Source organism: Pseudomonas campi (genome assembly GCF_013200955.2).
In the GTDB taxonomy this organism is placed as follows: Bacteria; Pseudomonadota; Gammaproteobacteria; order Pseudomonadales; family Pseudomonadaceae; genus Aquipseudomonas; species Aquipseudomonas campi.
The window spans coordinates 2,091,082-2,111,292 of the sequence record NZ_CP053697.2; the positions used below are offsets into that span (position 1 = coordinate 2,091,082).

General features: G+C 65.3%; 17 protein-coding genes. 15 read left to right on the forward strand and 2 right to left on the reverse strand.

The window, feature by feature from the left end:
- Window positions 1-32 precede the first annotated feature (32 nt).
- The 8 genes from HNE05_RS09690 (at window position 33) to HNE05_RS09725 (ending at window position 11,316) form a co-directional block, all read left to right on the forward strand.
- The gene (locus tag HNE05_RS09690) at window positions 33-1,115 is read left to right on the forward strand and encodes an AI-2E family transporter (RefSeq protein WP_173206226.1); all 1,083 of its coding nucleotides are present in this window, start codon (window positions 33-35) and stop codon (window positions 1,113-1,115) included.
- Between the two features lie 269 nt (window positions 1,116-1,384).
- A complete protein-coding gene (locus tag HNE05_RS09695; protein WP_173206229.1) occupies window positions 1,385-2,959 on the forward strand; it encodes a YdgA family protein in 1,575 nt (524 codons plus the stop codon).
- Window positions 2,960-3,335: 376 nt separating this feature from the next.
- Window positions 3,336-3,425, forward strand: coding sequence for a K(+)-transporting ATPase subunit F (kdpF, locus tag HNE05_RS09700; protein ID WP_173206232.1), 90 nt, complete (start codon window positions 3,336-3,338; stop codon window positions 3,423-3,425).
- Window positions 3,426-3,433: 8 nt separating this feature from the next.
- Window positions 3,434-5,134 (forward strand): potassium-transporting ATPase subunit KdpA, encoded by a 1,701-nt coding sequence (kdpA, locus tag HNE05_RS09705; RefSeq protein WP_173206235.1) that lies wholly within the window; start codon window positions 3,434-3,436, stop codon window positions 5,132-5,134.
- A gap of 12 nt (window positions 5,135-5,146) precedes the next feature.
- The gene (gene kdpB, locus HNE05_RS09710; RefSeq protein WP_173206238.1) at window positions 5,147-7,207 is read left to right on the forward strand and encodes a potassium-transporting ATPase subunit KdpB; all 2,061 of its coding nucleotides are present in this window, start codon (window positions 5,147-5,149) and stop codon (window positions 7,205-7,207) included.
- Between the two features lie 123 nt (window positions 7,208-7,330).
- Window positions 7,331-7,897, forward strand: coding sequence for a potassium-transporting ATPase subunit KdpC (gene kdpC, locus HNE05_RS09715; RefSeq protein WP_173206241.1), 567 nt, complete (start codon window positions 7,331-7,333; stop codon window positions 7,895-7,897).
- Between the two features lie 5 nt (window positions 7,898-7,902).
- Window positions 7,903-10,551: a sensor histidine kinase gene (locus tag HNE05_RS09720; protein ID WP_173206244.1), complete on the forward strand. Its 2,649-nt coding sequence runs from the start codon at window positions 7,903-7,905 to the stop codon at window positions 10,549-10,551.
- A 72-nt stretch (window positions 10,552-10,623) separates the two neighbouring features.
- Window positions 10,624-11,316: a response regulator gene (locus tag HNE05_RS09725; RefSeq protein WP_173206247.1), complete on the forward strand. Its 693-nt coding sequence runs from the start codon at window positions 10,624-10,626 to the stop codon at window positions 11,314-11,316.
- 81 nt (window positions 11,317-11,397) lie between these two features.
- Here the strand turns inward: HNE05_RS09725 and HNE05_RS09730 are convergent, their stop codons facing one another.
- Complete coding sequence (locus HNE05_RS09730) at window positions 11,398-12,405, reverse strand: patatin-like phospholipase family protein (RefSeq protein WP_173206250.1); 1,008 nt, start codon at window positions 12,403-12,405, stop codon at window positions 11,398-11,400.
- 203 nt (window positions 12,406-12,608) lie between these two features.
- On the opposite strand from HNE05_RS09730, the gene HNE05_RS09735 reads away from it, so the two are divergent.
- From HNE05_RS09735 to HNE05_RS09765, 7 genes are all read left to right on the forward strand, one after another.
- Window positions 12,609-12,887: a hypothetical protein gene (locus HNE05_RS09735; protein ID WP_173206253.1), complete on the forward strand. Its 279-nt coding sequence runs from the start codon at window positions 12,609-12,611 to the stop codon at window positions 12,885-12,887.
- Between the two features lie 11 nt (window positions 12,888-12,898).
- Window positions 12,899-13,507, forward strand: a complete 609-nt coding sequence (locus HNE05_RS09740) for a flavin reductase family protein (RefSeq protein ID WP_173206256.1) — start codon at window positions 12,899-12,901, stop codon at window positions 13,505-13,507.
- An 81-nt stretch (window positions 13,508-13,588) separates the two neighbouring features.
- Window positions 13,589-14,506 (forward strand): AAA family ATPase, encoded by a 918-nt coding sequence (locus HNE05_RS09745; protein ID WP_173206259.1) that lies wholly within the window; start codon window positions 13,589-13,591, stop codon window positions 14,504-14,506.
- Window positions 14,507-14,508: 2 nt separating this feature from the next.
- A complete protein-coding gene (locus tag HNE05_RS09750; RefSeq protein ID WP_240008851.1) occupies window positions 14,509-15,465 on the forward strand; it encodes a DUF58 domain-containing protein in 957 nt (318 codons plus the stop codon).
- Entirely contained in the window at window positions 15,462-17,450 is a 1,989-nt protein-coding gene (locus HNE05_RS09755; protein ID WP_173206262.1) for a transglutaminase TgpA family protein, read from the forward strand. Before HNE05_RS09750 ends, HNE05_RS09755 begins: the two co-directional genes overlap by 4 nt.
- 182 nt (window positions 17,451-17,632) lie before the next feature.
- Entirely contained in the window at window positions 17,633-18,412 is a 780-nt protein-coding gene (locus HNE05_RS09760) for a CHAD domain-containing protein (protein WP_240008843.1), read from the forward strand.
- Window positions 18,413-18,508: 96 nt separating this feature from the next.
- Window positions 18,509-19,306 (forward strand): acyl-CoA thioesterase, encoded by a 798-nt coding sequence (locus HNE05_RS09765; RefSeq protein WP_173206269.1) that lies wholly within the window; start codon window positions 18,509-18,511, stop codon window positions 19,304-19,306.
- Here HNE05_RS09765 and HNE05_RS09770 read toward each other — a convergent pair.
- Window positions 19,275-20,105: a TatD family hydrolase gene (locus HNE05_RS09770; protein ID WP_173206272.1), complete on the reverse strand. Its 831-nt coding sequence runs from the start codon at window positions 20,103-20,105 to the stop codon at window positions 19,275-19,277. The genes HNE05_RS09765 and HNE05_RS09770 overlap by 32 nt on opposite strands.
- Window positions 20,106-20,211: the final 106 nt, after the last annotated feature.

The following is a 20,211-nucleotide window of genomic DNA, read 5'->3' on the forward strand; positions in this document are numbered from 1 at the left end:
GCCCATCGAGATCTTTTTGCAGGACCTTTGCAATGCTCAACAATGATCGCCTGCTGGTACAGATCCTCCTGCTGGTGCTGCTCGGTGCTTGCGCCTGGGTACTGGCACCGTTCTTCTCGGCGCTGTTCTGGGCTGCCGTGCTGGCCTTTGCCAGCTGGCCGCTGATGCGCCTGTTGACGCGGGCGCTGAATGGCCGGGAAAACACCGCCGCCGCCATCCTCACCGCCTGCTGGATGGTGCTGGTGGCGGTGCCGCTGGTCTGGCTGGGCTTCAACCTGGCCGACCATGTCCGCGATGCGACCGAGCTGTTCAAAGACTTTCAGGTCGATGGCCTGCCGAACCCGCCGGGCTGGCTGGGTGGTCTGCCGTTGGTGGGCGAGCGCCTGGTCGGGCTGTGGAACCGCATCGACGAGGAGGGCGTGGCCCTGTTCGCCGCTATCCGTCCGTACCTGGGTCAGGTGGGCAACTGGCTGCTGGCGCGCAGTGCACAGATCGGCGGTGGCATGCTCGAACTGACCTTGAGCCTGGTGCTGGTGTTTTTCTTCTACCGCGACGGCCCGCGCATGGCGGACTTCGTGCAGAGCATGTTGCAACGCCTGATCGGCGAGCGCGCCGGGCATTACCAGGAGCTGGTTGCCGGCACCGTGCAGCGGGTGGTCAACGGGGTGATCGGCACCGCGGTGGCCCAGGCGCTGCTGGGATTGATCGGCTTCTATATCGCTGGCGTACCGGGTGCCCTGGTGCTGGGCCTCCTTACTTTCGTGCTCAGCCTGATACCCATGGGCCCGCCACTGGTGTGGATACCGGCCACGGCCTGGCTGGTCAGCCAGGGCGATTACGGCTTTGCCATATTCCTCGGCCTCTGGGGCATGTTCGTCATCAGTGGTGTGGACAACGTGCTCAAGCCCTACCTGATCAGCCGCGGCGGCAATCTGCCGCTGGTGGTGGTGCTGTTGGGTGTGTTCGGCGGCATCCTGGCTTTCGGCTTCATGGGCCTGTTCCTTGGCCCGACCTTGCTGGCTGTGGCGTTCAGCCTGCTCGGCGATTGGGTCAGCAGCGAACCGAAGGAATCCGTGCAGGTCGTTACCATGGTCAGCGAAGAAAACCGCGATTGATCCCGCAGCACGGGTATCTGCTCGTGTCTGTTGGCCTGTCGGGTTGTTCGACCGGGTTGGCATCCTGCGCAATTTCTTGCCAGCCCTGCCTTGGTCGCTGGCTTGATCCGGTGTTAGCCTTGCTGCGCTTTGTCACTGCCTCAGGCAGGTGAAGCCGGGGCGGGAGGAGTCCTCCCAGTCTCGCCTCAGGCCGCGCAACAGCTCGTTAGAAGCTCATGCGGGCGCAGGGAAGAACCAACACAACACAACGGATAATCGCGAGTCATTCCATGAAAAAATCTGCAGGCATTGCTGTAGGCGTCATCCTGGCCATTGGTGCATTGGGCACGGCCGGAGCCTGGTACACCGGGCAACAACTCCCCGCGCTGCTCGACACCTCGATCAAGCAAGCCAACGAGGAAATGGCCAAGACCCTTCCTGCCGTGGGTATCAGCGTGTCGATCGAGCTGCTGTCGCTGGAGCGCCAGTTCTTCAGCAGCAACGCGCGCTACCGCGTCAAGTTCTCCGGTTCGCTGGATGGCGAGTCGCCGAGCAACCTGGAGTGGGTGATCACCGATCGCATCGAGCACGGCCCGTTCCCGCTGTCGCGCCTGCAGGCCTTCAAACTGATGCCGGTTATGGCCACCAGCAACTACGCGCTGGAACAGAGCCCGGAACTGGAAAAATGGTTCGTCGCCAGCAACGGTGTGTCGCCGCTCAATGGCCAGGTCAGCCTCGGCTATGACCGCTCCTTCGACGGCAACCTGCAACTGCAGCCGCTTAAAGCGGCCTTGGACGAAGAGAGCGCGGTCGACTTCAGCGGCTTCAACATCGACTTCGACAGCAGCGCCGATGTCCAGGAAGTCAGCGCCAACGGCGTGATGGACAGCCTGAAGATCACCTCCACGCTGGACAACGCGCAGAACATGACCCTGGAGTTCAAGGGCCTGACCCTCGACAGCGAGGCGCACAAGGGCAGCAGCGACTTCTACCTGGGCAACAACGAAGTGCGCCTGCAGAGCATCGAACTGCTGCTGGGCGACAGCCAGCCGATCCTGCTCAAGGATTTCGTCCAGCGCGACGAAACCACCGAGAACGACAACAAGCTGTCCGCTCGCTACAGCTACGACATCGGCATGATCAGCTACCAGGGCAACGATATCGGTGGCTCGCAGATGATCTGGGGCGTGAAGAACCTCGATGCCACGGCACTGCAGTCGCTGGTCGAGTTGTATGGCCAGCTGCTGCAGGCCGGCCAGGTCGACAGCGAAACCGGCATGCCCACGCTGAGCGCAGAGCAGAGCGCCTTGCTCAAGGCCGACATCGAGACGCTGCTGGCCGGCAAACCGAGCCTGGCCCTGGAAAAACTCTCGTTCAAGACCGCCAACGGCGAAAGCAGCTTCAGCCTGGCGCTGGACCTGAACAAACCTGAGTCCTTCGAACTGCCGGCGCCGGAACTGGCCAAGCAGCTGATCGCCCAGCTCGACGCCAAACTGCTGGTGTCCAAGGCCATGATCGGTGACGTGGTGGGTGTGCAGGCGGCCATCGGTGGTGAAACCGACAAGGAAGCCATTGCCCAGCAGGCCACGATGATGAGCGAAATGGCCAGCGGCATGGCCGTGGCCACCGAGCTGGCCACCGTGGAAGGCGAGAACATCGTTTCCAGCCTGCACTACGCCAACAATCAGGTGAACTTCAACGGCAAGCAGATGAGCGTCGAAGAGTTCGTCGCCATGGCCTTCGCCACCGGTGGCGGCCTGGGTGCCGGCATGGGCGGTGATATGCCAGAAGAGGCTCCGGTCATCGAAGACCCGGCGCTGATGGACGGTGAAGGTGCCGCCGAGGAAACCTCGCTCGAGCAATAAGCACTGTCGGGCGACCTTTGTCGCCCGCCGTTTGAATAACGGCCAACCCACCTGCAGCCGCAGGTCGGTTGGCCGTTTTGCTTCTGGCCGAGCTATTCAGCTGCCCGCCACTGCTCGACGAGTCGCGGCCACTGCTAGCGCACTGTTTGAGATCCGCTTCTAGTTTTGCTTGCTCGTCACCCTCCTGATTTAGCGCACGGGCTGGCAGGGCTGGTATCGACATCCTTTCAAGGCCTGCCTAAGTCGGCCGCCGCCAGTTTTTAGGCGCATCTTTACGCTTTCTTTATGCCGCGCCACGGGCTCGGCACTCGTTCCTTTACGCCCTCCCTGCCGAAAATTCGCTCACGCGGTAACCACCGCAACAAGGAGTACACACATGAGCATTCTCGACGGGATGTCACTCGGCCTGGCCGTGGGACTTTTTATTTATTTGCTGGTTGCGCTGCTGCGCGCCGAGCGTAGCTAGGAGGCAACATGCAAGTCCAAGACTACTGGCTGATCCTGGCCTTCTTCGTGCTGGTATTGCTGCCGGCACCGTTCCTCGGGCGCTACCTGTTCCGCGTGATGGAAGGGCAGAAGACCCTGCTGAGCCCCGTGCTCGAACCCGTCGAGCGGCTTTGTTATCGCCTGGCCGGTATCGACAGCCAGGCCGAGCAGGATTGGAAAACTTACAGCCTGGCGCTGCTGGCCTTCACCCTGGTCAGCCTGCTGGCGCTGTTTTCCATCCTCCTGCTGCAAGGTGTGTTGCCGCTTAATCCGCAGGGCTTCGCTGGCCTGGAGTGGACCCTGGCGTTCAACACCGCGGTGAGCTTCGTCACCAACACCAACTGGCAGGCCTACAGCGGCGAAGCGCAGATGAGCTACTTCAGCCAGATGGTCGGACTCGGTGTGCAGAACTTCGTCAGCCCGGCGGTCGGCCTGGCCGTGCTGGTGGTGTTCTGCCGAGGTATCGCGCGGCGTTCGAGCAACAGCGTCGGCAACTTCTGGGTCGACCTGACCCGCGCCACGCTCTACGGTTTGCTGCCGTTCTGTCTGCTGCTGGCGCTGTTCCTGGTCTGGCAGGGGGTTCCGCAAACCTTCCTCGAGTACGTGACGGCGAACACCCTGACCGGCACTGATCAGGTCGTACCGCTGGGTCCTGCGGCCAGCCAGATCGCCATCAAGCAGCTGGGCACCAACGGTGGCGGCTTCTTCGGCGTCAACTCGGCGCATCCGTTCGAGAACCCGACGGCCTGGAGCAACCTGTTCGAGACCGCCTCGATCATCCTGATTCCGGTAGCGCTGTTGTTCACCTTCGGCCACTACGTCAAGGACCTGCGCCAGAGTCGCGCGCTGCTGGCCTGCATGCTGATTCTGTTCGTCATCGGTCTGGGTGCAACCCTGTGGGCTGAATACCAGCCGAACCCGGCCCTGGCCGCACTGCCGATCGAGCAGGTCGGTTCGCTGGAAGGCAAGGAGAGCCGTTTTGGTACCACGGCCTCGGCGTTGTGGGCGGTGAGCACCACCGCTGCGTCCAACGGCTCGGTCAACGCCATGCACGACAGCTTCAGTGCCCTGGGCGGCATGATCCCGATGTTCAACATGATGCTCGGTGAGGTGATCTTCGGCGGCGTTGGTGCGGGGCTCTACGGCATGCTGCTGTTCGTGCTGATCGCGGTGTTCCTCGCCGGCCTGATGATCGGCCGCACCCCGGAATACCTCGGCAAGAAGCTGGAAGCCCGCGAAGTCCGCCTGCTGGTGGCCACCTTGCTGGTGATGCCGATGGGTGTGCTGGTGTTCGGCGCGCTGGCGGCCAGCCTGCCGGGCCCGGCGGCCTCGGTCACCAATCCCGGTGCCCACGGTTTCAGCCAGATTCTCTATGCCTACACCTCGGGTACTGCCAACAACGGCTCTGCGTTCGGCGGCTTCGGCGCCAACACGCCGTACCACAACCTGATGATCGGCCTGGCCATGTTGATCGGTCGTTTCGGCTACATCCTGCCGATCCTCGCCATCGCTGGCAGCCTGGCGGCGAAGAAGCGCGCACCGGTGGGCAGCAACAGCTTCCCGACCCATGGCCCGCTGTTCGTCACCCTGCTGACCCTGACCATTCTGCTGGTTGGCGGCCTGACCTTCCTGCCGGCACTGGCCCTGGGCCCGATTGCCGAGCACCTGACCATGTTCCAGGGCTTCTAAGGGAGAACCATGATGAACGCCCGTACCCAACCTGAAAGCAAGGCGCTGAAAAGCGCCAAGCAACAGCCGAAAACCTCCCTCGCCGCGCTGTGGCAGCCGGCGCTGCGCCAGGCTTTCGTCAAGCTCGATCCGCGCCAACTGCTGCGCTCTCCGGTGATGCTGGTGGTCGAACTGACTGCCGTGGTGACCACCGTGCTGTGCTTTATCCCCAACCCGCAGGTTTCTACCGGCCTTGCCGTGCAGATCGCCCTGTGGCTGTGGTTCACCGTGCTGTTCGCCAACTTTGCCGAGGCGCTGGCCGAAGGCCGTGGCAAGGCCCGCGCCGACAGCCTCAAAGCCGGTAGCCAGGGGCTCAATGCGCGCCGCAAGAGTGGTCAGCAGTTCGAGACCGTGGCGGCCAGCAGTTTGCGCAGCGGCGATATCGTCCGCGTCGAAGCCGGCGAGCTGATCCCCGGTGACGGCGAAGTCATCGAAGGCATCGCCGCGGTCAACGAAGCGGCCATCACTGGTGAGTCCGCGCCGGTGATCCGCGAGTCCGGTGGTGACCGTTCGGCCGTAACCGGCAACACCCGCGTGGTCTCCGACTGGCTGCTGGTGAAGATCACTGCCAACCCGGGTGAGTCGACCCTGGACCGCATGATCGCCCTGGTCGAAGGCGCCAAGCGGCAGAAGACGCCCAACGAAGTGGCGCTGGATATCCTGCTGATCGGCCTGACCCTGATCTTCCTGCTGGTGGTGGCCACCCTGCAGCCGTTCGCCCGCTATGCCGGTGGCGACCTGCCGCTGGTGTATCTGGTGGCGCTGCTGGTAACCCTGATCCCGACCACCATCGGCGGCCTGCTCTCGGCCATCGGCATCGCCGGCATGGACCGTCTGGTGCGCCTCAACGTGATCGCCAAGTCCGGCCGTGCGGTGGAAGCCGCCGGTGACGTGCATGTGCTGCTGCTGGACAAGACCGGCACCATCACCTTCGGTAACCGTCGTTGCAGCGCGATGATCAAGGCCCCCGGCGTATCCGGCAAGGATCTGACGGAAGCTGGGCTGCTGGCCTCGCTGGCCGACGACACTGCCGAAGGCAAGTCGATCGTCGAGTACCTGCGCGCCTTGAGCCCGATGCAGGAGCCGGAGCGCAGTGCGATCAAGTCGATTGCTTTCAGTGCCGAGACGCGCCTGTCCGGCGCCGACTGGAATGGCCACAGCTACCGCAAGGGTGCGGTGGATGCGGTGCTCAATTACCTGGGCATGAGCCGCGACGAGGTGCCGGCACCATTGGCCCGCGAGATCGAGAAGATCGCCCAGAGCGGTGGTACGCCGCTGCTGGTGGCCGGCGATGCACGCCTGTTGGGTGCCATCCATCTCAAGGACGTGGTCAAGCCGGGCATCCGCGAGCGTTTTGCCGAGTTGCGCGCCATGGGCATCCGTACCGTGATGGTCACCGGTGACAACCCGCTGACTGCTGCTGCGATTGCCGCCGAAGCCGGCGTCGATGACCTGATTGCCGAAGCCACCCCGGAGAAGAAGCTGCAACGCATCCGCTCCGAACAGGCCGAAGGCAAGATGGTCGCCATGTGCGGTGACGGCGCCAACGACGCCCCGGCGCTGGCCCAGGCCGACGTTGGCCTGGCGATGAACGACGGCACCCAGGCCGCGCGTGAGGCGGCGAATCTGGTCGACCTCGACTCCGACCCGACCAAGCTGCTCGACGTGGTGCAGGTGGGCAAGGAGCTGCTGGTGACCCGTGGTGCGCTGACCACCTTCTCGGTAGCCAACGACGTGGCCAAGTACTTCGCCATCCTCCCGGCGCTGTTCGCTGGCATCTACCCGCAGCTGGGTGCGCTCAACCTGATGCAGCTGCACAGCCCGCAGAGCGCGATCCTCTCGGCCATCGTGTTCAACGCGCTGATCATCGTCGCGCTGATTCCGCTGGCCCTGCGTGGCGTCCGTGTGCAGGCCGCCGATGCCGCCAGCCTGCTGCGCCGCAATCTGCTGATCTACGGCCTGGGCGGCCTGGTGGCGCCCTTCGTCGGGATCAAGCTGATCGATGTGCTGCTGGTGGCCATAGGGTTGGTTTAACCGAGGGCAGGGTGGCAAGCGCACAGCGCTTCCCACCCTGCAAGATGAGTCCGTAGCCCGGATGCAATCCGGGAAATCCGCCCCCGGATTGCATCCGGGCTACACAGAATCTGGAGATCCATCATGCTCAAGCAAATTCGCCCAGCCCTCAGTGTGCTGGCCTTTATGACCCTGATTACCGGTGTCGCCTATCCGCTGGCCGTTACCGGCGTGGCGCAACTGGCATTCCCCGATCAGGCCAACGGCAGCCTGGTGCTCGACGGCAAAGGTGCCGTGCGTGGCAGCGCTCTGCTGGCGCAGAACTTCGAAGGTGTCGAGTGGTTCCAGCCGCGCCCATCGGCCGCCGCTTTCGCCACCGTATCCAGCGGTGCGAGCAACCTGGCACCGAGCAACCCGGCGCTGGCCGAACGCATCGGCAAGGATGCCCAGCGCCTGTTCGACGAAGGACAAGGGCCGGTACCCATGCAACTGGTGACCACCTCCGCCAGCGGCCTCGACCCGCACCTGTCGCCGGCAGCAGCACGCTTCCAGATCGGCCGTATCGCCAACGCTCGCGGCATTCCGAGCGACAATCTGGAACGACTGATCGCTGCACACGTGGAAAGACCGCTGGTGGGACCAGCCGTGGTCAACGTACTGGCGCTCAACCTGGCGCTGGCCGACAATCGCCCCTCTGCCCAACCTGAGTAAGCTGTATGAGTGATGCCACCCGCGCCGATGCCTTGCTGGCCGATATGCCCCGCGAGGGGCGCGGCCGGCTGAAAGTCTTCCTCGGCGCGGCCCCCGGCGTGGGCAAAACCTTCGCCATGCTGCAGGCGGCGCAGGCGCAACTGCGCCAGGGCGTCGACCTGCGCGTCGGGGTGGTGGAAACCCACGGCCGCGCAGAAACCGAAGCCATGCTCACCGGCCTGCCGCAGCAAACGCAGCGCCATCTGGAATACCGTGGCGTGGCGCTGAACGAGATGGACCTCGACGGCATCCTCGCCAACCCACCGAAGCTGGTGCTGGTCGACGAGCTGGCACACAGCAACGCCCCCGGCAGCCGCCACAGCAAACGCTGGCAGGACGTGCAGGAGTTGCTCGAAGCCGGTATCGACGTCTACACCACGGTCAACGTGCAGCACCTCGAAGCGCTGAATGACCAGATCCGCGATATCACTGGCGTGCAGGTGCGCGAGACCCTGCCGGACTGGGTGCTGCAGGAAGCCGACGAGATCCTGCTGATCGACCTGCCGCCGCGCGAGCTGCTCGAGCGCCTGCGCGAAGGCAAGGTGTATGTGCCGGAACAGGCACGCGCGGCCATCGATGCGTTTTTCAGCCAGACCAACCTCACCGCCCTGCGCGAACTGGCCATGCAGACTGCTGCGGCGCGGGTCGATGCCGATCTCAACCGCCGTTATCGCCTGCAGGGGCAGGAGGCGCCGACCGTGCGTGGTCGTCTGCTGCTCGGCATCGATGGCGATGCCCAGGCCGAACGGCTGGTGCGACACGCCAGCAGGGTCGCCGAGCGCCGTCATCTGCCCTGGTCGGTGGTGCATGTGGATACCGGCGGCGAGCGTGACGAAACGCGCCTGGCTAATCTGCAGGCCGCCCAGCAACTGGCCGAACGCCTGGGCGGCGAAGTGGTCAGTCTGCGCGGTGGCGAAGTCGCCCGCACCCTGATCGAACATGCCCGCGAACGCCGCGCCAGCCTGATTCTGGTTGGCCGCAGCCGGCATCGCCTGCGCCGCCGCTGGCTTGGTCGCGGCCTGGCTGAGCGCCTGTTGGCCAAGGGCCCGGGGCTGGAAATCAGTGTGCTGGATACCGAGGTCGATCAGGCCCCGCCGATGCCGCGGGCCAGCCAGCCGCTGGCCTGGCGTGACTATCTGCTGGCGTTGCTGGCCACCGCTGGCGCTGTGGGCATTGCCCTGGGGCTTTCCCGGGTGCTGGAACTGCCGAACATCTCCCTGATCTTCCTCGCCGCCGTGCTGCTGGTGGCGGTACGCAGCAGCCTGGGCCCGGCACTGGCCTGCGCCGGGCTGTCATTTCTGGCGTACAACTTCCTGTTCATCCCGCCGACCTTCACCCTGATCATCGAGCGCCAGGAGGATGTGCTGACCCTGCTGTTCTTCCTGCTGATGGCGGGGCTCACCGGCAATCTGGCCACCCGCCAGCGTCGCCAGTTGCAGGCCCTGCGCCAGACCCAGGCGGAAACCACCGCGCTGCTGGAGCTGTCGCGCAAGCTGACCGCCGCCACCGACCGCCAGGCCGTATTGGCGGCGGCGTTGCAGCAGTTCGCCCTGTGGCCGGAAGTGGAAGTCAGCCTGCTGGCACGCAGTACGGACGGCGTGTGGAAGGTCGAGGCCGGCGCGCAGCGCCTGCTTGCCGAACAGGAGCGCGCTGCGGCCGACTGGTCCTGGCAGCACGACCAGCCCGCCGGGCTGGGCACCGGCACCTTGCCGGGCGGGCGCTGGTGGTGGTGGCCGTTGTCCGGCGAGGAGGGACCGCTGGCCTTGCTGGGGGTCAGCCCCAAGGATGGTGGTGCGCTGCCGCCGGAACAGCGCCGGCTGATCGCCGCGCTGGGCCAGCCGCTGACCCAGGCCCTGGAACGCGCGCAGCTGGCCGCAGACCTGGAAGCCGCGCGCCTGCACGGGCAAACCGAAGAGTTGCGCAGCGCGCTGCTGGCCTCGGTGTCCCATGACTTGCGTACGCCGCTAACCGCCATGCGCGGCTCCATCGACAGCCTGCTGGCGCTGGGCGAGCAGATCCCCCTGGCCGATCGCCGCGAGCTGCTGGAAGGCACCCGCGACGAAGCCGAACGGCTCGACCGCTATATCCAGAACCTGCTGGACATGACCCGTCTGGGGCATGGCGCCCTCAAACTGTCGCGCGACTGGGTGGCGCCGGTCGATATCGTCGCCAGCGCCCTGCAGCGCCTGCGCCCGGTGCTGGCGCCGCTGCAGGTCGAGACCGTGCTGCCGACCGAGTTGCCGCTGCTCTATGTGCATGCCGCGCTGATCGAGCAGGCGCTGATCAATGTGCTGGAGAATGCGGCGCGCTTTTCACCGAGCCAGGGCCGCTTGCGGGTGGCGGTCGAGGCGGACGAGGACGAGCTGCGTTTCTCCGTCAGCGACCAGGGGCCGGGGATTCCCGAACATGAACGAGAGAAGATTTTCGACATGTTCTATACGGCGGCGCGCGGTGATCGCGGTGGCCAGGGCACCGGCCTGGGGCTGGCGATCTGCCAGGGTATGCTCGGCGCCCACGGTGGTCGGGTCACCGTGGGTGAGGGCCTGGATGGCCGAGGCGCTACGCTGACCTTGCATCTGCCGTTGCACCCGCAACCTTTACCCGAAGAGGAGTAGGACGGGTGCAACCCGCGTCGAGTGGTGGACGCGGGTTTCAGCCGCCCTACGTGAGCCGAATGAAAGAGTGATATGACGAGCAATCCAACGACCATTCTGGTGATCGACGACGAAGCGCAGATCCGCAAGTTCCTGCGTATCAGCCTCACCGCCCAGGGCTACAAGGTGCTGGAGGGCGCCAATGGCAGCGAGGGCCTGGCCCAGGCCGCGCTGGGCAAGCCGGACCTGGTGGTGCTCGACCTCGGCCTGCCGGACATGGACGGCCAGCAGGTGCTGCGTGAACTGCGCGAGTGGTCGGCGGTGCCGGTGCTGGTGCTCTCGGTACGCGCCAGCGAAGGCGAGAAGGTCCTGGCCCTGGATGGCGGCGCCAACGACTACGTGACCAAACCGTTCGGCATTCAGGAATTCCTCGCCCGGGTGCGCGTGCTGCTGCGCCAGGCTGGCGCGGGTGAGCAGCAGGAGGCGGTGGTCAGCAGCGGTCCGCTGAACCTGGATTTCGCCTATCGGCGGGTGACCCTGGATGCTGTGGAAGTCGCCCTGACCCGCAAGGAATACGCAGTGCTGGCCATGCTTGCCCGCCACCTTGGCCGGGTGGTGACCCAGCAGCAACTGCTCAAGGACATCTGGGGCCCGAGCCATGTCGAGGACAGCCACTACCTGCGCGTGGTGGTCGGTCATCTGCGGCAAAAGCTCGGCGATGACCCGGCGGCGCCGCGCTTCATCGTCACCGAAGCCGGGGTCGGTTATCGGCTGCGTGAGTTGTAGGCATCTGCATGCGTAGGGGGGATCGCGCCTTATCGATCCACCGTACGGTGTGAATGGTGGATGTACAAAGCGACATCCACCCTACGGGTGGTCGCGCTCGTACTTGTCCAGGGTGTCGCTGGCGATCTGCCGGCCGAGCATGATCAGCTCCGGCGCCTTGTGGAACTCGAAGAAACGGCACACGCGCTTGGGCACGTTGATCAGGATGTCCGGCGGGTAGCCGGCGATCTTGTACTGGGTCAGCGACGACTGCATGGCCTCGAAGCTCTGGTTGACCAGCTCCAGCAGCGAAGCGGGGCCGACGTTGCCGAGTACGCGGGAGTTATTGGCGGACTTCGGTGCGGCTTCTTCCAGCAGCGCTTTGGCTTTGGGGGCACGGCTCTCCAGCCAGGGATTGACCTCGACGACCACATCGCCGTCCTCTTCTTCATCGCTGTCACGCTTGAGAAAGGGCAGGCGGGCGCTGAGCGAGCCCATCATCTGGTCGATGCGCCCCTTGATCGCCGCTGGTCGCTCGATCACCGGCAGGTGGTACTGCTTCTGATTGAGCGAGTTGAGGTTGACCGCGACGATCAGGTCGCAGTGGCTGGCTACCACCGGCACTATCGGCAGCGGGTTGAGCAGGCCGCCGTCGACCAGCATGCGGTTACCCTGGGTGACTGGGGTGAACAGGCTGGGGATGGCCGCCGAGGCGCGCATGGCCTTGTGCAGGCAGCCTTCCTGGAACCAGATTTCCTGCTGGTTGGTCAGGTCGGTGGCGACCGCCGTGTAGGGGATGGCTAGGTCCTCGATGTCGATCTCACCGACTATTTCATGGATCTTGCCGAAGACTTTTTCGCCACGAATGGCGCCGAGACGGAAACTCACATCGATCAGGCGCAGTACATCGAGGTAATCCAGGCTTTCCGTCCATTCGCGATACTCACGGAGTTTGCCGGCGGCATAGATGCCGCCCACCACCGCGCCCATGGAACAGCCGGCAATGCAGCCGATTTCATAGCCACGGGCCTCCAGTTCCTCGATCACTCCGATATGCGCATAACCGCGCGCGCCCCCCGAGCCGAGAACCAAGGCTATTTTCTTGCTCATTTACGCTTCCCCCATGCATGCCTCGACCATACCCTTGGTGCTACCTTGCGCCAAGGAGCGCTTTGCTAGAATTTGCCTGCAGCGCAGCCTGCATTGGAAGTCTCCGATGGCTCAGGCGGCACCTTGGCAAAAGCAAAACTCGGGCACTTCTCGCCCCTTACGCCATCCCATACAAGAATCCGCTGTTCAGGAGCTTGATCCCCATGAAGAATTTCACCTTGCTGACGCTGCTCGTCGTACTCGTCAGTGGTTGTGCCGGCAAGACGGCGTATCGCGACAGCTGCGCCAACCAGCTGGATGCCGCCTGGCGCGAGCTGGATATTGCCAAGGCCGAGGGCTTTGCCGGTACGGTCAGCTACTCCAAGGCGTTGTCGCTGCTGACCGGGGCCAAGACCCAGCAGCAGTTCGAAGCCTTCGAAGGCTGCTCGGCCAAGGCGCAGAAAGCGCGCTTCTATATCCGTGAGTCGCGCGCCGGCCGTTGAGTGAGGGTGGCATGCAGCTCGATTTCAGTCGTTTGAGCGCCCTGGAGGCCTACCGTTGGCTGGCTTCCACCGTTACCCCTCGGCCGATTGCCTGGGTTTCCAGCCTGTCGCGGGAGGGTGTCAGCAACCTGGCGCCCTTCAGTTTCTTCCAAGTGATCAGCGACGATCCGCCGAGCCTGATGATCAACGTCGGTTCGCGTGACGATGGCAGCCTCAAGGACACTCTGCGCAACGTGCAGGACACCGGCGAGCTGGTGATCCAGCTGGTGTCCTTCGCCCAGGCCGAGGCGATGAATGCCAGCGCCGCGCACCTGCCCCACGGCATCAGCGAGTTTTCCCACTGCGGCATCGCCAGCCTGTCCTCGGCGCTGGTACGTCCACCCCGGGTAGCGGGCGCACCGGTGGCCTTCGAGTGCCGGTTGCTGGAGGTGCAGCCGTTCCCGCGAGCCACGCCCAATTGCCACCTGATCTTCGTCGAAGTATTGCTGGCGCATATCGATGACGCCGTGCTCAACGAGCAGGGACGGATCGACCCGCAGCGCCTGGACCTGGTCGGGCGTCTGGGCGGCAGCCAGTACTGTCGAACCCGCGACCAGTTCAGCCTGCAACGCCCCGCCTAATCGTCAACAAAGATTGCAGCCCGCTATGCCATATCGACGTGGCGCAGTAGCATCGTGCGCCTGACAAGAAAGGAGTGATTCATGCGCACCAAGCTGGATGCCGTACTGCACGCAGTGAACCAGATTCTGTTGGGCAAGGAACCGCAGGTGCGCCTGGCGCTGACCTGCCTGCTGGCGCGCGGGCACTTGCTGATCGAAGACTTGCCGGGCATGGGCAAGACCACCCTTAGCCAGGCCCTGGCCCGCATCCTCGGCCTGAGCTACCAACGCATCCAGTTCACCTCCGACCTGTTGCCCGGTGACATCCTCGGCACGTCGGTGTTCGACAAGGACAGCGGCCAGTTCACTTTCCACCCCGGACCGATCTTCGCCGAACTGGTGCTGGCAGACGAGATCAACCGGGCCACGCCGAAAAGCCAGAGCGCGCTGCTGGAGGCCATGGAGGAGGGCCAGGTGACCATCGAAGGCGCTACGCGCCCGCTGCCGGAACCCTTCTTCGTCATCGCCACGCAAAACCCGGTGAGCCAGGGCGGCACCTTCGCCTTGCCGGAGTCGCAGCTCGACCGCTTTCTCATGCGCCTGTCCCTGGGCTATCCGGCCAAGGCCGCAGAAAAGGCCCTGCTGCTGGGCGAGGCGCGTCGCGAACTGCTGCCGAAACTGCAGCCGCTGCTCGACCATGCCGAGCTGGCGGCGATCCAGGCGCTGATTCCCCAGGTGCGCGCCAGCGATGCGCTGGTCGACTACGTCCTGCGCCTGGTCGAGGCCACCCGCAGCGAACCGCAGTTCGCCTGGGGGTTGTCGCCGCGCGCCAGCCTGGCGCTGTTGTCGGCGGCGCGCGCCTGGGCTTTCCTGGCCAACCGCGAGTACGTGATTCCGGAAGATGTGCAGGCCGTGCTGCCTTCGGTGGTCGGCCATCGCCTGCGCGAGCGCGCCGATCCGGCCGGGCATGGTGGTGGCTCGCTGGTGCAGTGGCTGCTGCGCGAGGTGCCGGCGGTTTGACCCTGCGCGAACGCGGCCAGGCACGCTGGCGCAACTGGGTCGCCCGGCGCATTCCGCCGGCAGCTCAGGTGCAGCTCAACCAGCGGCGCATCTTCATCATGCCCAACCGGGTCGGCGCGGCGTTCGGCCTGATGCTGTTCCTCCTGCTGCTTGCCGCGATCAACTACGAGAACAGCCTGGCCTATGGCCTGACCTTCGTTCTCGCGGCGGTGTTCATCGTCGCCATCCTGCACACCTACCGCAATTTCACCGGGCTGGTGCTCAAGGCCGGCAGCAGCGGTGCAGTGTTCGTCGGCGAGCAGGCGCGCTTTCGCGTGCGTCTGGAGAGCGTTGGCAGCCCTCACCATGCCGTCGGCCTGGGTTGGCCGCAGGGCGAGCTGCAGACCCTCGATGTGCCGGAAAACGGCCAGCGCGAGTGCGAGCTGAGCCTGCCGGCCACGCGCCGTGGCTGGTTGCGCCCCGGACGCCTGCGGGTGGAGAGCCGCTTTCCGCTCGGCCTGCTGGTGGCCTGGAGCTGGGTCGATCTGGATCAGGCGGTGCTGGTCTATCCAAAGCCGCTGGCGGGCGATCTGCCCCTGGCCGCCGGTGCCGGCCAGGACGAGGAAGATGAAGGTTCGCGCGCCAGCGGCCAGGGCGCAGACGATTACCAGGGGCTGAAAACCTACCAGCCTGGCGACTCCAAGCGGCGCCTGCACTGGAAGGCCTATTCGCGCGGCCAGGGCCTGCTGGTCAAGGATTTCGCCGCCCTGGCCGGGCGCGACCTGTGGCTGGACTTCCTGGCCATTGGCGGCGACCCGGAGGCGCGCCTGTCGCTGCTCTGCCATTGGGTGCTGCAGCTCGACGATCGTCAGCAGCCCTATGGCCTGCGCCTGCCCGGTAGCGAGCTGGCGCCGGACTATGGCGACGCGCACCGCGAGGCCTGCCTGCGGGCTCTGGCACTCTACGGGGTGGCCGCATGAGCAGCGTCCAGCCGATTCCGCGGATTGCCCTGACCTGGCTGCTGGTGGCCCAGGTGCTGGTGATCCTGCCGCACCTGCTGCACCTGCCGCCGTGGATCATCGGCCTGTGGCTGTTCTGCGCCGGCTGGCGGATCCAGGTGTTCCGCATGCGCGCCACCTATCCCGGTACCCTGGTGCGGGTCGGCCTGCTGCTGGCTACGGCCGCCGGTGTGTTCCTCTCCCGTGGCAGCCTGATCGGCCTGGATGCCGGCGTGCTGCTGCTGGTGGCGACCTTTATCCTCAAGCTGCTGGAAATGCGCAGCCGGCGCGATGCCCTGGTGCTGATATTCCTCGGCTTCTTCGTGGTGGTGACGGCCTACCTGTTCGATGACAGTCTGCTTGCCGCGTTGTACAGCCTGCTGCCGGTGACCGCCTTGCTGGCCGCGCTGATCGGTCTGCAGCAGAGCGGGGTGGCCGTGCAGCCGCGGGCCACCCTGAAACTGGCCGTTACCCTGCAGTTGCAGGCGCTGCCGCTGATGCTGCTGCTGTTCGTGTTCTTCCCGCGCCTGGGCCCGCTGTGGAGCCTACCCAACCCGAACAAGGCCTTTACCGGCCTGTCCGACAGCATGGCGCCGGCCGATATCGCCGAACTCAGCCGTTCCGATGCCCTGGCCTTCCGCGCCAGTTTCAGCAGCCCGATGCCCGAACGCAGTGAGCTGTACTGGCGCGCGCTGACCCTGGAACACTTCGATGGCCGGCGCTGGTCGCAGTCGGCGGGGGCTAAACAGATCGGCGGTGCCGACTGGCGTAAACAGGGCCCGGCGCTGGACTACAGCATCGTCATGCAGCCCAGTGGCAAGCCGTGGCTGTTCGCCCTGGATGTCGGCCTGAGCAATCAGGACGGTGTGCGCCAGATGAGCGACTTCCGCCTGGAGAACCGCCAGCCGGTGGTGCAGAACCTGCTCTATCAGGTCAGCTCCTGGCCGCAGGCGCTGCGCCAGGTAGAGCTCCCGCCTGCGGTGGCTCGGCGGGCCCTGCAACTGCCCGAACAGGGCGACCCGCGCAGCCGCGCCTGGGCCGAGGAATTGCGCAGCCAACATGGGCAGGACCAGGCGCTGGTCGCGGCCTTGTTGCAGCATTTCAACCGCGAACCCTATGGCTACACCCTGAAACCGCCGCCGGTGGGCGCCGACAGCATCGACGAGTTCCTCTTCCGCACGCGCAAGGGCTTCTGTGCCCACTACGCCGGTGCCATGACCTTCGTCCTGCGTGCGGCCGGCATTCCGGCGCGGGTGGTGGCCGGTTACCAGGGCGGCGAGCTGAATCCGGCCGGCAATTACCTGTCGGTGCGCCAGTTCGATGCCCATGCCTGGGTCGAATACTGGCAGGACGGCAAAGGCTGGATCAGCGTCGATCCGACCTTTCAGGTGGCACCCGAACGTATCGAGCTGGGGCTGGAACAGGCTCTCGCCGAGGAGCAGAGCTTTCTCGAGGAATCGCCGCTCTCGCTGTTGCGCTACCGCGATGTCGGCTGGCTGAACGACCTGCGCCTGACCTGGGACAACATCAACTACGGCTGGCAGCGTTGGGTGCTGGGCTATCGCGGTGAGCAGCAGCTGCACCTGCTGCAACGCTGGTTCGGTACCCTCGACTGGCAGCGCCTGGCCCTGGCCCTGGTGGGTGGCGGCGGAGTGTTGCTTGGGCTGGTAGCGCTCTGGCTGTTCAAGCCCTGGCGCCGCGAGCGCGACCCACAGCAACGCCTGCTGCGCGGTTTCGAACGGGCCCTGGCCCGCCATGCCGTGATCCGCCAGCGCGGCGAAGGCATGCGCGCCTTTGCCCATCGCGCGGCGCGGGAACTGCCGGTCCAGGCCGCGGCCATCCAGGCCTTTGCGCGGATCTATGAGGCGCAGCGCTATGCCGGTCAGCCCAGCGCGCCTGACGAGCTGCGTGCAGCGCTGCGCCAGTTGCGTCGTATGTTGCCCTGGCGCAAAAGCCCAGGCGCTTAGAGCCTTTTTCGAGCTGTAGGGTGCGCCGTGCCGCAGGTTATCCTGGCTGAACACACGCTGCATCCTACGCAAGATCCGCGACAAGTGCTTGAGCCAGGCGTGCGACTATTGACCACTTGCTGCTCACAGCAGCAGCGGCAATATGGCCATGGATGGGAGCAGATGCTTTCAGGGAGGGCAGAGTGACGGAATTACTGAACAAGCTGCAGAGTCAGGTGCTGAGCCAGCAGGTGCGGCTGTATGCCTGCTGTGCCCGTTTGCAGGCGCAAACGGATGACGAGGCGCTGCATGACCTGCGCATCGCCTTGCGCAAGCTGCGCAGCCTGTTGCGCCCGCTGCGCCGGCAGGCGCTCTGCGCACAGCTTGAGCAAGCGGCGGCGGCGCTCGGGGAAAGCAGCGGGCCGCTGCGCGACCTCGAAGTGCTGGCCGGCGAGCTGCAGCGGCTGGGCCATGACCACCTGGCTAGGCAGCGCCGCACTCACCTGGCGGAGGGCTACGCCCGCTTGCTCGACAGCCTGGCCTTGCAGCGCCTGTTTATCCTCCTCGACGACTGGCCCGACAACTGTCGCGAGGCCCGGAGCAAGGGTGAGTGGCAGGTGGGCCGCAAGCGCGTACGCAAGTACCTGGCGAACCAGGCGCAACATCTGGCGACGGCTCTGCGCGATCCGGCCCATGACCGCCATCGCCTGCGCCTGCTGATCAAGCGTCTGCGCTACTGCGCCGAGGCCTATCCACGCCATAGCGACCTCTCGGCCAACTGCCTGAGTGGCCTGCGCCTGGCCCAGGCCGCGCTGGGCGATTGGCACGATCACCTGCAGTGGCTGGCGCGCCTGCCCAGCGAGCCCGATCTGCAGCCCTGCGCCGCGCTCTGGCAGCGCCACTTGGATGAAGCCGAGCAAAAAGCAGACCAAGCCTTGCAGGCACTGTGCGAACACTTCCCCGAGGCGTCACAAGCGGACTGACTGGCGGTAATTTCGCGGCTGAATTGTCTAGAACGCCCCTCCCGCAGCAAGGTGCTTTTCTCCTAAGCTGTTGAGCAGATAACAGGAGATTGCTGCATGACTTTTGCTGAACTGATCCAGGCGGTGCATAACCGCCCGCAACACGTTGTAGTGCCGCCACTCTGGGGCCAGGGGCGGGCCACGTTCGGTGGCCTGGTCGCGGCGATGATCTACGAAGCCATGCGCGCCAAGGTGCCGGCCGGGCGCCCGGTGCGTTCGCTGTCGATCACCTTTGTCGGTCCGCTGCTGATGGGCGAGGCGGTGGCGTTCGAAGTGGAAGTGCTGCGCGAAGGCAAGGCGGTCAGCCAGGTACTGGGCCGCGCGGTGCAGAACGGTGAAGTAGTGGCCCTGATGCAGGGCAGCTTTGGTGCCTCGCGCCAGTCGGCAGTCGAGGTTCCCGCCGTGCCCGCGCCCGCGATGAAGCCGGTCGAGGAATGCCAGGAACTGCCGTACATCGCCGGCGTCACCCCCGAGTTCACCCGTTTCCTGGCCATGCGCTGGGGGCTGGGCGGCATGCCCTTCAGCGGCAACACGTCGCGTGAAATGGGCGGTTGGGTACGCCTGCGCAGCGATGTGTCCTACGACAAGATCAGCGAAACCCACCTGCTGGCCCTGGTCGATGCCTGGCCGCCGATCCCGCTGTCACACCTGAAGGCGCCGACCCCGGGCAGCTCGCTGACCTGGACCATCGAGTTCGTCCAGCCGGTGGCCAAGCTGACCACCCACGACTGGTGCCTGTACCGGGCCGAGATCGAGCATGCCCGCGATGGCTACGGGCATATCGCCGCCGGCCTGTGGAGCCCCACGGGCGAGCTGCTGGCCCTCAGTCGGCAGACGGTGACGGTGTTCGGCTGATCAGCGGAAGATCGAAGAACGCCCGCGCGCTGGCGGTCGTGTGTGCGGCCAGCGCTTCCTGACTTTCGCCTCTGTGCGCGGCGACCTCACGCAACACTTCGCCTAGAAACGCCGGTTCGTTGTGCCCGCTCTTCGGTTTGGGCCGCAGGCTGCGTGGCAGCAGGAACGGCGCATCGCTTTCCAGCATCAGCCGCCCGGCCGGAATCTCGCGCACCAGTGGGTGCAGGTGAGTGCCGCGGCGTTCGTCGCAGATCCAGCCGGTGATGCCGATATGCAGGTCGAGGTCTAGGTAGCCGTACAGCGCGGTTTTCTCGCCGGTGAAGCAATGCACCACCGCCGCCGGCAGGCGGTCGCGAAACTCGCGGAGGATGGCGATCAGCCGCTCGCTGGCGTCGCGCTCATGGAGGAACACCGGCAGCTGCAGTTCGACCGCCAAGGCCAGCTGCTCCTCCAGGGCTTTTTCCTGCAGTGAACGAGGGGAGAAGTCGCGGTTGAAATCCAGCCCGCATTCACCCACCGCGCGCACCGGCGCTTGCGCCAATAAGGAACGCAACTGGCGGCTGCTGTCGGCGTTCCACTGGCTGGCATCGTGCGGGTGCACGCCGGCGGTGCTGAACAGCCGTTGGCCAGTGCCGTCCAGTTCCTCGCAGAAGGTCAGGGCCTGTTCGCTCTCTTCCAGGCTGGTGCCGGTCAGGATCAATTGGCAGACGCCAGCAGCCTGTGCGCGAGCGAGTACTTCGTCACGTTGCCGGGCCAGGCTGGGGTGGGTCAGATTGACGCCGATGTCGATGAGTTGCATGGTGCTATCTCTAAACTGCGTCGGGCAGCATAGCAGAGCAGTGTAATTATCAGAAAACTCAATATTTACATTGGTTTAGCTATGAAATCTAAGGCTGTTTATTCGT

What these genes read in the sequence shown, in the direction of transcription:
- HNE05_RS09765 (WP_173206269.1), top strand. Translation starts at nt 18,509, where the DNA reads ATGACTTTTGCTGAACTGATCCAGGCGGTGCATAACCGCCCGCAACAC.
- HNE05_RS09695 (WP_173206229.1), top strand. Translation starts at nt 1,385, where the DNA reads ATGAAAAAATCTGCAGGCATTGCTGTAGGCGTCATCCTGGCCATTGGT.
- kdpF (WP_173206232.1), top strand. Translation starts at nt 3,336, where the DNA reads ATGAGCATTCTCGACGGGATGTCACTCGGCCTGGCCGTGGGACTTTTT.
- kdpC (WP_173206241.1), top strand. Translation starts at nt 7,331, where the DNA reads ATGCTCAAGCAAATTCGCCCAGCCCTCAGTGTGCTGGCCTTTATGACC.
- HNE05_RS09770 (WP_173206272.1), bottom strand. Translation starts at nt 20,105, where the DNA reads ATGCAACTCATCGACATCGGCGTCAATCTGACCCACCCCAGCCTGGCC.
- HNE05_RS09745 (WP_173206259.1), top strand. Translation starts at nt 13,589, where the DNA reads ATGCGCACCAAGCTGGATGCCGTACTGCACGCAGTGAACCAGATTCTG.
- HNE05_RS09735 (WP_173206253.1), top strand. Translation starts at nt 12,609, where the DNA reads ATGAAGAATTTCACCTTGCTGACGCTGCTCGTCGTACTCGTCAGTGGT.
- HNE05_RS09740 (WP_173206256.1), top strand. Translation starts at nt 12,899, where the DNA reads ATGCAGCTCGATTTCAGTCGTTTGAGCGCCCTGGAGGCCTACCGTTGG.
- HNE05_RS09690 (WP_173206226.1), top strand. Translation starts at nt 33, where the DNA reads ATGCTCAACAATGATCGCCTGCTGGTACAGATCCTCCTGCTGGTGCTG.
- HNE05_RS09725 (WP_173206247.1), top strand. Translation starts at nt 10,624, where the DNA reads ATGACGAGCAATCCAACGACCATTCTGGTGATCGACGACGAAGCGCAG.
- kdpB (WP_173206238.1), top strand. Translation starts at nt 5,147, where the DNA reads ATGAACGCCCGTACCCAACCTGAAAGCAAGGCGCTGAAAAGCGCCAAG.
- HNE05_RS09755 (WP_173206262.1), top strand. Translation starts at nt 15,462, where the DNA reads ATGAGCAGCGTCCAGCCGATTCCGCGGATTGCCCTGACCTGGCTGCTG.
- HNE05_RS09720 (WP_173206244.1), top strand. Translation starts at nt 7,903, where the DNA reads ATGAGTGATGCCACCCGCGCCGATGCCTTGCTGGCCGATATGCCCCGC.
- kdpA (WP_173206235.1), top strand. Translation starts at nt 3,434, where the DNA reads ATGCAAGTCCAAGACTACTGGCTGATCCTGGCCTTCTTCGTGCTGGTA.
- HNE05_RS09730 (WP_173206250.1), bottom strand. Translation starts at nt 12,405, where the DNA reads ATGAGCAAGAAAATAGCCTTGGTTCTCGGCTCGGGGGGCGCGCGCGGT.